The 750-nt window shown below is 47.1% G+C and carries 1 protein-coding gene; it reads right to left on the reverse strand.

Features of this window, described 5'->3' with window-relative positions:
- Nucleotides 1-385: 385 nt before the first annotated feature.
- The coding region (locus BWI97_RS26985; RefSeq protein ID WP_233208098.1) for a glycoside hydrolase family 97 C-terminal domain-containing protein at nt 386-750 on the reverse strand (365 nt) is incomplete at its 5' end.

Below are 750 nucleotides of genomic sequence, written 5' to 3' on the forward strand. Positions count from 1 at the left end.
TCCGTAAAACGCCCAATCCTCTGTTACGCCGCCGAAACCGGATTACTAATTTTTATTCTAACTGGCAAACGCTCAAACCTTTACCCATCGTAAGTGGGGTGGCTTTGATGGGCTTATTTTCATTCGCAATACAATAGCAGCAAAAATATATATAGGTGATTAAGCGGGAACGTTTTATTGGCGAATTGAAACCGTAACGGAAGCAGTACACGCCTTTTCCGCCATTATTGGTGTTTAGCGTATCGTCACCAATTTCGTAAGCCGTTGTTGGTATTACATGTAACAATACCAACAACGGCTTGGTCTATGCTTCTAACAGCGGTGGTTAGCAGATTATTGAAATTGCTTTAAGTCAAACAATCCGCTTGTGAGCCTAAAGAAATCGTTACTCCGTTACCAGCACAAAACCACCATTGGCTTTCACTGTCACAACAGTTGCGTTGGAGGGAGTAACAGACTGCTGGGTAAACATGGGTTCGCCATCCGTTATCAGGGTTGCTTTGGCCTTTGAAAGAAAGGAAAGGTCCAGCTTGAGCTCTTTTTCTTTTGCTTCTCCGTTGATGCCTGCCACGTACCAACGCTTGCCCGAACGGCGGGCCACTACGCAAAGTTTTCCGGGATACCCGTCAATGAACTTCACATCCTCCCACTGATTGGGTAGCTGGCGAAGCAGCTCCTGAGCAAAAGCGGGCACGTGAGCCATACCTCGGGTGACTCGGCGTAGTGCTGAATGCCGGATAAGAACACGAT

It is taken from the genome of Siphonobacter sp. BAB-5405, assembly GCF_002872335.1.
In the GTDB taxonomy this organism is placed as follows: Bacteria; Bacteroidota; Bacteroidia; order Cytophagales; family Spirosomataceae; genus Siphonobacter.